Annotated in this window: 9 protein-coding genes; 7 read left to right on the forward strand and 2 right to left on the reverse strand. The window is 68.6% G+C overall.

The genetic code is table 11. The features are described 5' to 3' along the window. Together DDE13_RS03390 and DDE13_RS03395 are read left to right on the forward strand one after the other, a co-directional pair. Positions 1-933 (forward strand): sugar phosphate isomerase/epimerase family protein, encoded by a 933-nt coding sequence (locus DDE13_RS03390; RefSeq protein WP_111401456.1) that lies wholly within the window; start codon positions 1-3, stop codon positions 931-933. A gap of 52 nt (positions 934-985) precedes the next feature. Then, positions 986-1,942 carry a sugar-binding transcriptional regulator gene (locus tag DDE13_RS03395; RefSeq protein WP_111401458.1) on the forward strand — a complete coding sequence of 319 codons (957 nt, stop codon included), beginning with the start codon at positions 986-988 and terminating at the stop codon, positions 1,940-1,942. A 2-nt stretch (positions 1,943-1,944) separates the two neighbouring features. Here the strand turns inward: DDE13_RS03395 and fba are convergent, their stop codons facing one another. Together fba and DDE13_RS03405 are read right to left on the reverse strand one after the other, a co-directional pair. Then, positions 1,945-2,979, reverse strand: a complete 1,035-nt coding sequence (gene fba / locus DDE13_RS03400; RefSeq protein WP_111401460.1) for a class II fructose-bisphosphate aldolase — start codon at positions 2,977-2,979, stop codon at positions 1,945-1,947. Between the two features lie 28 nt (positions 2,980-3,007). Then, a complete protein-coding gene (locus DDE13_RS03405) occupies positions 3,008-4,033 on the reverse strand; it encodes a class 1 fructose-bisphosphatase (RefSeq protein WP_111401462.1) in 1,026 nt (341 codons plus the stop codon). Positions 4,034-4,158: 125 nt separating this feature from the next. Here DDE13_RS03405 and DDE13_RS03410 point away from each other — a divergent pair, with 125 nt between their 5' ends. The 5 genes from DDE13_RS03410 to DDE13_RS03430 all read left to right on the forward strand — a co-directional run. Beyond that, positions 4,159-4,935 (forward strand): DeoR/GlpR family DNA-binding transcription regulator, encoded by a 777-nt coding sequence (locus DDE13_RS03410; RefSeq protein WP_111401488.1) that lies wholly within the window; start codon positions 4,159-4,161, stop codon positions 4,933-4,935. Beyond that, positions 4,932-5,705 carry a triose-phosphate isomerase gene (locus tag DDE13_RS03415; protein ID WP_111401464.1) on the forward strand — a complete coding sequence of 258 codons (774 nt, stop codon included), beginning with the start codon at positions 4,932-4,934 and terminating at the stop codon, positions 5,703-5,705. Before DDE13_RS03410 ends, DDE13_RS03415 begins: the two co-directional genes overlap by 4 nt. Before the next feature lie 11 nt (positions 5,706-5,716). Next, the gene (gene derI / locus DDE13_RS03420; RefSeq protein ID WP_111401466.1) at positions 5,717-6,172 is read left to right on the forward strand and encodes a D-erythrulose-4-phosphate isomerase; all 456 of its coding nucleotides are present in this window, start codon (positions 5,717-5,719) and stop codon (positions 6,170-6,172) included. 16 nt (positions 6,173-6,188) lie between these two features. Beyond that, on the forward strand, positions 6,189-7,721 hold the full coding sequence (locus DDE13_RS03425) for an FGGY-family carbohydrate kinase (RefSeq protein WP_111401468.1): 1,533 nt from the start codon (positions 6,189-6,191) through the stop codon (positions 7,719-7,721). Beyond that, positions 7,711-9,032: glycerol-3-phosphate dehydrogenase/oxidase (locus DDE13_RS03430; protein WP_222626017.1), on the forward strand; the 1,322-nt coding region annotated here is incomplete at its 3' end. The genes DDE13_RS03425 and DDE13_RS03430, both read left to right, overlap by 11 nt.

Raw genomic sequence — 9,032 nt, forward strand, 5'->3', positions numbered from 1 at the left:
ATGGCGCTGACCCTTTCGCTCAACACCAACCCGCTGGTGAACCGCTTCGCCGATCCGGACGACCTGATCGACACGGTGGCGCGGGATATCCGCATCCGCGACCTGCAACTCACGCACGAATTCATCAACCCAAGCTGGCCCGCCCCGGTGATCCGGCGGCTGACGCGGGCCATGGGGGCGGCGCTTGATCGCACCGGGGTGCGCGTGACCTCCGGCATGACGGGGCCTTACGGGCGGCTGAACCATTTTGGCCACCCTGACAGGGACGTGCGCCGGTATTACGTCGATTGGTTCAAGACCTTCGCGGATATCATCGGCGATCTGGGCGGCACGTCGGTGGGAACGCAGTTCGCCATCTTCACCTTCCGCGACTACGACGACCCGCAGCGGCGCGAAGATCTGACGCAAATCGCCATCGACTGCTGGGCCGAGGTGGCGGAGCACGCGAAAGCCGCGGGGCTGGACTACGTCTTCTGGGAACCCATGAGCGTCGGGCGCGAATTCGGGGAAACCATCGCCGCCTGCATGGCGTTGCAGGACAGGCTGACGGCCGCCGACATGGCGATCCCGATGTGGATGATGGCCGATATCGACCATGGCGACGTGACCTCGCCCGACCCGGACGACACCGACCCCTATGCCTGGGCACGGGCGGTGCCGCGCGTCAGCCCGATCATCCACATCAAGCAGTCGATGATGGACAAGTCCGGCCACCGTCCCTTCACCGCCGAATTCAACGCCAAGGGTGCGATCCAGCCTGCGCCGCTTCTGGCAGCCTTCGCCGAGGGCGGCGCGGCGGACAACGAGATCTGCCTGGAGCTGTCCTTCAAGGAACGCGAACCCAACGACCGTCAGGTGATCCCCCAGATCGCCGAAAGCGTCGCATTCTGGGCGCCGCATATCGACAGCGGGGCGCAAGACCTTAAGGTCTGATCGAGGCCCCGCGCCGAACGCGGCAGGCGGGACATGAAGAAAGGCACGGCACATGGCGCGCGACCCGGCGGCCGCAGTCGCGGAAAAATCCCTGTCGATCCGGGCGGCGTGGCTGCACTATGTCGGCGGGTTGCGGCAGGCCGAGGTCGCCGAACGGCTGGGCGTGCCGTCGGTCAAGGCGCACCGGCTGATCGCGCGCGCCGTGGCCGATGGTGCCGTCAAGGTCAGCATCGAAGGCGACATCATCGAATGCATCGAGCTTGAACAGGCGCTGACGGCGCGGTTCGGTCTGACGACCTGCGAGATCGCGCCCGATCTCGACGAACCGGGCCTGCCCTTGCGCGCATTGGGGCTTGCCGGCGCCGCGCGTTTGCGCCGCTGGCTCGACGGCGGCGAGGAACAGACCATCGGTATCGGCCATGGCCGCACGCTGGCCGAGGCCGTGCGCACCATGCCGCGGCTGACCACCAACGGGCTGAGCTTCGTGTCGCTGCTGGGGGGGCTGACGCGCAATTTCGCCGCGAACCCCCATGATGTGATGCACCTGCTGGCCGAGAAGACCGGTGCGCGCGCCTATGTCATGCCGGTGCCGTTCTTCGCCAACACCGCCGAGGATCGCGAGGTGCTGCTCGCGCAGCGCGGTGTGGCGGAGGTCTTCGCCATGGCGCAGGATGCCCCGCTGAAGATCGTAGGTATCGGCACCGTGCAGGCGGACACGCAGCTTGTCACGTCCGGCATGATCGAAGCGTCCGAGATCGCGGCGATCCGCGACGTGGGCGGCGTGGGCGAGATGCTGGGCCATTTCTTCGACCCCGCGGGCCGGGTGATCGAAACCCCGCTCACGGCGCGCACGCTGGCCGTGTCTCTGGACACCGGCGGGAACGACCGGATCATCGCGCTCGCGGGTGGCGCGGAAAAGATCGCGCCCCTGCGCGCGGTGCTGAACTCGGGCCGCCTGTCGGGGCTGATTTCCGACGAACGCACCGCGCGCGCGCTGCTCGAAGGCTGACGTCAGTAATACCGGACCATCTCGGACAGCGATTTCACGCGAATCTTCTCGGCCTGTCCGCTGGTGCCGAAGGCGTCGAACTTCACGATGCATTGGGCGGTCATCGCCGCCATCGCGGGCTTCAGGTATTTACGCGGGTCGAACTCCGCCGGGTCTTCGGTCAGCACGCGGCGAATGGCGGCGGTGGCGGCCAGCCGCAGGTCGGTGTCGATGTTCACCTTGCGCACGCCATGCCGGATGCCGCGCTGGATTTCTTCCAGCGGCACGCCCCATGTGGGCGGGATGTTCCCGCCATAGGCGTTGATGTCCAGCCGCAGTTCCTCGGGCACCGAGGATGAGCCGTGCATCACCAGATGGGTGTTGGGCAAGCGCTTGTTGATCGCCTCGATCACCGACATCGCCAGCACGTCGCCATCGGGCTGGCGGGTGAACTTGTAGGCGCCGTGGCTGGTGCCCATGGCCACGGCCAGCGCATCGACCCCGGTTTCCGCGACGAAGCGCTCGGCCTCCTCCGGGTCGGTCAGAAGCTGGTCGTGCGACAGCTTTTCGGTGGCGCCGTGCCCGTCCTCCTGGTCGCCCATGCCCGTCTCCAGCGACCCGAGCACGCCCAGTTCGCCCTCAACCGACACGCCGCAGGCATGTGCCATGTCCACCACCTGCCGGGTGATCGCGGCGTTATAGGCGAAATCGGCGGGTGTCGTACCGTCCGCCATCAGCGAGCCGTCCATCATCACCGACGTGAACCCGTGCTGGATCGCCGTCGCGCAGGAGGCAAGCCCGTTGCCGTGGTCGAGATGCATGCAGACGGGGATATGCGGATAGATCTCCACCAGCCCGTCGATCAGCCGTGCCAGAACCGTGTCGTGGGCATAGGCGCGCGCGCCGCGGCTGGCCTGCAGGATGACCGGTGCGCCGACCTTGTCCGCGGCGGCCATGATCGCCAGGCCCTGTTCCATGTTCGACATGTTGAAGGCAGGCACGGCATAGGCGTTGTCGGCGGCGTGGTCGAGAAGCTGGCGCAGGGTGATGCGGGCCATGGGGGCCTCCTTGGCGGTCTTTGTGGTGTCAGCGTGCGAGGTAGTCGTGCACCGTGGCGATCTCGTCCCGCGCACCGAAGAACAGCGGCACGCGGGCATGGGGATGGGCGGGGGCGAGGTCGAGGATTGGCGTCGCCCCGTCCGTCGCGGCCCCGCCGGCCTGTTCGATCAGGAAGGCGATGGGAAAGGCTTCATAGGCCAGCCGCAGATAGCCGTCCTCGTATCCCGGCCGCGCGTCGGCGGGATACATGAACAGCCCTTCGCGGCGCAGGATGCGGTGCAGGTCGCCCACAGCCGCCGCGAGCCAGCGCATGTTGACATCCCGCCCGCGCGGCCCGTCCGCGCCTTTCATCAGGTCGCCGACATAGCGGCGCAGGCCGTCCGACCAGTGGCACAGGTTGGACGCGTTGAACGCCACGGTGTCGGCGCTTGGTGGCAAGGCGACGCGCGGTGTGTCGATATGGAAGACGCCTGTGTCCGGGTCGAGCGTCGCAAGCGCCACGCCATCGCCCATGCTGAAGCCCAGATCGGTGCTGTGCCCGAAGGACACGTAGACCGCCGCGATCGCCTCGCGCCCCTTGCGCAGGAACCCACCGCCCGCCGGAAAGACGCAGAAGAGCGCTCCAAGCGGCGCGCCGATGCCGATGCTGCCCGACCCGTCGATCGGGTCCATGGCCACGTCGAACAGCCCGGCGGGGTCGAGGGGGATGATCTCCTCCGCCTCTTCCGACAGAACGCTTGCAACGGACAGGCCATTCATCGCGGCGACAAGGTGATGGTGCGCACCCATGTCGAGCGCCTTCTGCCGGTCGCCGGATTCGTTCGTGCCCACGATGGCGGTCGGATCGCCCGGAAGCTTGCCCGCGGCCAGCCGCCGGGCCAGCGGTACGGAGGCCGCCGCGATGCCCTCGATCAGCACGGCCAGCGCGCGGCGCTGCGGATCCGTTCCGCAGGTCTCGGCCAGGTATGCGGCAAGCGGCGTGCCCCGGATTTCGCCGTCGGTCTCGAGCGTCAGGCGTGCCGGTGTCGGGTTGGGCGGGGTGTGGTCGGGCATGCAAGCCTCCTGCGTTGCGTGGATCATAGCTTGCCGGGTGGGGCGTCACAAGATAAAATCACAAAATAACATCATTGACCTGTGATTTGTGACATGCGATGTTAGAAATCCAAGAGGGGATGGCGTTGAAACGCGAAGACAGGCAGCAGGCGATCATGGAGATCCTGGTGGCGGAACACCGGGCCGATCTCGATGCGTTGGCCGAGCGGTTTGCCGTGTCCCGCATGACCATCCACCGTGATCTCGACGAACTGGAATCGGCCGGCCTGCTGCGCAAGTTCCGCGGCGGGGCGACGATCGAATCCGGCACGCGGTTCGAGAGTGATTTCCGGTTCCGCGAACGGCAGGGCGGGGCGACGAAGGCCGCAGTCGCGGCGGCCGCGCTGGGGCTTATCGAGCCGGGCATGACAGTGATGATCAACGACGGGTCCATGGCCGCCGTGCTGGGTCGCATGACCGTGGCCTGCCGCCCGCTGACCGTCATCACCAACAATTGCGCCGTGATCGACGCGCTGCGGGGCGAGACGGGGATCACCCTGATCGCGCTTGGCGGGGTCTATTCGGCCAAGTTCAACGCGTTTCTTGGCAAGGTCTGCGAAGACAGCCTTGCGGGCCTGCGCGCCGATATCGGCTTCATCTCCACCCCCGCTGTCGCGGGAACGGAGGTGTTCCACATGGACGACACGGTCGTGCGCGCCAAGCGGGCGATGATGGATGCCGCCGGGCGCCGCTGCCTGATCGTCAACCATCTGCGCTTCGGCCACGCGGCGCTGCACAAGCTCGCCGACCTGTCCGAGTTCGACGACATCATCACCGACGCACGCCCGAACCCCGACGCCATCGCGGCGCTGGACCGTGCGGGCCTCACCCTGACCATCGCACCGCCGGAGGCTGCCCAATGACCGAAACCCGCTTCTGGATCGGCACGAGCTGGAAAATGAACAAGACGCTGGCCGAGGCGCGGGCCTTTGCCGCCGCCCTTGCCGCCGCCGATTCCGACCGCGACCCGCGCATCCAGCGCTTCGTGATCCCGCCCTTCACCATGGTGCGCGAGGTCAAGGCGGCGCTGGCGGACACATCCGTCAAGGTCGGCGCGCAGAACATGCACTGGGCCGACAGCGGCGCCTGGACGGGCGAGGTGTCGCCGGTGATGCTGACCGATTGCGGGCTGGACCTCGTGGAACTGGGCCATTCGGAACGGCGCGAACATTTCGGCGAAACCGACGAGACGGTGGGCCTGAAGGTCGAAGCCACCGTGCGCCACGGTCTGACGCCGCTCATCTGCATCGGCGAGACGCTGGCGGATCGCGAAAGCGGGCAGGCGGCGGACGTGCTGGCGCGGCAGGTGGATGGCGCACTGGCGCGGCTTGGCCCGGACCAGCACGGCGCACCGATCCTGCTGGCCTATGAACCCGTCTGGGCCATCGGCGAAAACGGCATCCCCGCGACCGCCGATTATGCCGACGCACGGCAGGCCGAGATCATCGCCGTCGCGCGCGACATGCTGGGCCGTGCCGTGCCGTGCCTTTACGGCGGGTCGGTCAATCCCGGCAATTGCGCCGAGCTTATCCAGTGCCCGCATATCGACGGGCTTTTCATCGGGCGCTCCGCGTGGGCTGTCGAGGGGTATCTCGACATTCTCGCGCGCTGCGCCGCCACTCTCGACAGCTGAAAGGACAGACCATGAAGATCGCGATCGCAGGCGACAGCGCCGGGGCGCCCCTGGCGAAAGTCGTCGCCGAACACCTGAAGGGCAAGCACGACGTTGCCGACATCTCGGACGGCCCTGCGGGGCCCGACCCGTTCTATGCCAACATGGCCGACCGGGTGTGCACGGCGGTTCTGGCGGGCGAATACGACCGCGCCATCCTGTTCTGCGGCACGGGCATCGGCGTGGCGCTGTCGGCCAACAAGGTGCCGGGCATCCGCGCGGCGCAGTGCCACGACACCTATTCCGCCGGCAAGGCCGCCACGTCGAACAACGCCCATGTCATAACCATGGGCGCGCGGGTGATCGGGCCGGAACTGGCCAAGGACATCGCCGACGCCTTCCTGTCGGCATCCTTCGACCCGGAGGGCAAGTCGGCGGGCAACGTGCAGGCCATCGACGGGGTCGATGCCAAGTACCGCTCGGCCTGATCCGGTGGGCGGCGGCATGGCGCGGATCGTTGCCATCGACAGCGGGCTGACCGTCACCAAGGCGGTGGTGTTCGACCTTGCGGGCCGCCAGATCAGCGTGGCGCGCCGCAGCGTGGAACAGCGCATCCCCGCCCCCCACCGCGTGGAACGGGACATGGCTGACCTGTGGCGTCAGACCGCGTCGGTCATCCGCGACGCGCTGACGGCAAGCGGCACCGCGCCCGGCGACGTGATCGCGGTCGCGGCGACGGCCCATGGTGACGGGGTCTATATGCTCGACCGCGCCGGCGAACCGCTGGGGCATGGCATCCTGTCGCTCGACAGCCGGGCAGGCGCGCAGGTCGCGCGCTGGCAGGCGGATGGGACCGCCGCGCGCAGCCTGTCGCTGACGGGGCAGGAACCCCACGTGTCCGCCCCGTCGGCGCTGCTGGCCTGGGTGAGGGACAACGAAACGGAACGCTTCGCCGCCATCGGCCATGTCCTCGCCTGCAAGGACTGGCTGCGGTATTGCCTGACCGGCACCATCGGCACCGACCGGACGGAGGCGAGCACATCCTTCACCGACGTGGCCACACAGGACTATGCGCCGGACGCGCTCGACCTGTTCGGTCTGGGTGCGCTGGCCCATGCCCTGCCGCCCATCGCCGGGTCGGCCGAGATCGTCGGCCATGTCACCGACGCGGCCGCCCGCGACACGGGCCTCGCCCCCGGCACGCCGGTCGCGGCGGGGCTGCATGACGTGACAGCCTCGGCGCAAGGGATCGGGGCGCATGTGCCGGGCGTCGTCGGCATCGTCGCGGGCACCTATTCGATCAACGAATGCGTCACCGACACGCCGCGCACCGGCGCCGGCTGGTTCTGTCGCAACGCGGTCGCGCAGGGGCGCTGGAACGCCATGTCGATCTCGCCTGCCTCGACCACCAATTACGACTGGTTCCTCGACACGCTCTGCGCCGCCGATACCCATGCCGCCAACGCCGCAGGGCGCAGCATCCACGCCGCGCTGGCCGACGAGATCGCGGCAGGGCTGGGCCGCGCCGCACCGGTGGTCTGGCATCCGTACCTTTTCGGCTCGCCCCGTGGGCCCGGCCCCAGCGCCGGGTTCCTCGGCCTGCGCGGCTGGCACGACCGGGGCGACATGCTGGCGGCGCTGCTGGAAGGCGTCGCCTTCAACCACCGCCACCACGTCGACACCCTGCGCGGGGCGTTCCCGGCGGACGCGGTGCGGCTGACCGGCGGCGTGTCGCGCAACCCCGTCGTTGCGCAGCTTTTCGCCGATGTGCTGGGGATGGAGGTCACCGTGACCGACACCGACGAATCCGCCGCCTGGGGCGCGGCCCTGTGCGCAGGTGCCGCCGTGGGCGCCTTCGCAGGACCGGAGGCCGATCCGCGCGACATGGATGCCATCGCCACCGTCTATCGACCCGACCCGGCCCGCGCGGCGCACTGCGCCGACCGCTACGCCACGTGGCGCGCCATCGCCGACGACCTGGCCCCGGTCTGGGACCGGCTGAACGCCATGCCGCATGGGGATGCCCATGACCGATGAAACCGACCATTTCGACGTGGTCATCATCGGCGCGGGGGTGAACGGCGCGGGGCTGTTCCGCGATCTCTGCGCGCAGAGTCTGCGCTGCCTGATCGTGGACAAGGGCGATTTCGGGTCGGGCACCAGCGCCGCCCCATCGCGGCTGATCCATGGCGGGCTGAAATACCTCGAGACCGGGGAACTCCGGCTGGTCGCGGAATCGACTTATGAACGCAACCTGCTCTTGCGTAACGCCGGGCATCTCGTGCGGCCCCTGCCGACGGTGATCCCGATCCTGTCATGGACCAAGGGGATCGGCGCCGCGATCCGCACGCTTCTGGGGTCGCGGACTGCACCGCGCAGCCGCGGGGCGCTTCTGGTGAAGATCGGGTTGGCGCTTTACGACCTGTACGGCGCGCGTGCCCGCGTGATGCCCCGCCACCGGATGCTGGGGCGCAAGGCGGCGCTGGCCGACCTGCCCGCGCTGACCCCGCGCATCAGGGCGGTGGGCTGCTACCATGATGCGTCTATCACCGCGCCGGAACGGCTGGTGCTGGAACTGGTGCAGGACGGCGTGGCGCTGTCACCAGAGTCCGAGGCGCTCAACTGGACACCCGTGACGTGCCAGTGCGACGGGGTGATCGCACTCGAATTGCCCGAAGGCGGCCCGCGCCATGTGCGTGCGGATCTCGTGGTGAACGCCGCCGGGCCATGGATCGACCGGGTCAACGCGGTGCTCGGGATCGACAGCGCGCTGATCGGCGGGACGAAGGGCGCCCATGTGCTGCTGGACCACCCCGAGCTTGTGCGGCAGCTCGACGGGCGGATGATCTATTTCGAAGCCGATGACGGGCGCATCCTGCTGGTCTTTCCGTACGCGGGCCGCGCGCTGGTGGGGTCCACCGACATCGCCGCAGACGATCCCGATGCCGCGATCTGCACCGCATCCGAGACCGCGTATTTCATGGACAGCCTGCGCGCGCTGCTGCCAGGGCTGGAATTCGATGACAGCCAGATCGTCTATGCCTATGCGGGGATCCGTCCGCTGCCCAACAGCAAGGGCACCGCGCCGGGGCTCATCAGCCGGGACCATTCCGCGCCCGTGACCGACCCCGCACCGGACCGTTCGTTCCCGGTGATTTCGCTCGTGGGCGGGAAATGGACGACCTTTCGCGCCTTCGCGGCCGAAGTCGCCGATACCGTGCTTGCCCGTCTGAACCGCCCGCGCCGCGTGGCGACCGATGCCATGGCCATCGGCGGCGGGCGCGACCTCCCCGGACCGGACGCGCGCGCGGCCTGGATCACGGCCTGCGCGCAGGCCTCCGGCGCGGC

The organism is Meridianimarinicoccus zhengii, assembly GCF_003254465.1.
GTDB lineage: Bacteria > Pseudomonadota > Alphaproteobacteria > Rhodobacterales > Rhodobacteraceae > Meridianimarinicoccus > Meridianimarinicoccus zhengii.

Bases quoted from the DNA above. Each gene is read 5' to 3' on its own strand.
- DDE13_RS03390 (WP_111401456.1), top strand. From the start codon at position 1: ATGGCGCTGACCCTTTCGCTCAACACCAACCCGCTGGTGAACCGCTTC.
- DDE13_RS03395 (WP_111401458.1), top strand. From the start codon at position 986: ATGGCGCGCGACCCGGCGGCCGCAGTCGCGGAAAAATCCCTGTCGATC.
- fba (WP_111401460.1), bottom strand. From the start codon at position 2,979: ATGGCCCGCATCACCCTGCGCCAGCTTCTCGACCACGCCGCCGACAAC.
- DDE13_RS03405 (WP_111401462.1), bottom strand. From the start codon at position 4,033: ATGCCCGACCACACCCCGCCCAACCCGACACCGGCACGCCTGACGCTC.
- DDE13_RS03415 (WP_111401464.1), top strand. From the start codon at position 4,932: ATGACCGAAACCCGCTTCTGGATCGGCACGAGCTGGAAAATGAACAAG.
- derI (WP_111401466.1), top strand. From the start codon at position 5,717: ATGAAGATCGCGATCGCAGGCGACAGCGCCGGGGCGCCCCTGGCGAAA.
- DDE13_RS03425 (WP_111401468.1), top strand. From the start codon at position 6,189: ATGGCGCGGATCGTTGCCATCGACAGCGGGCTGACCGTCACCAAGGCG.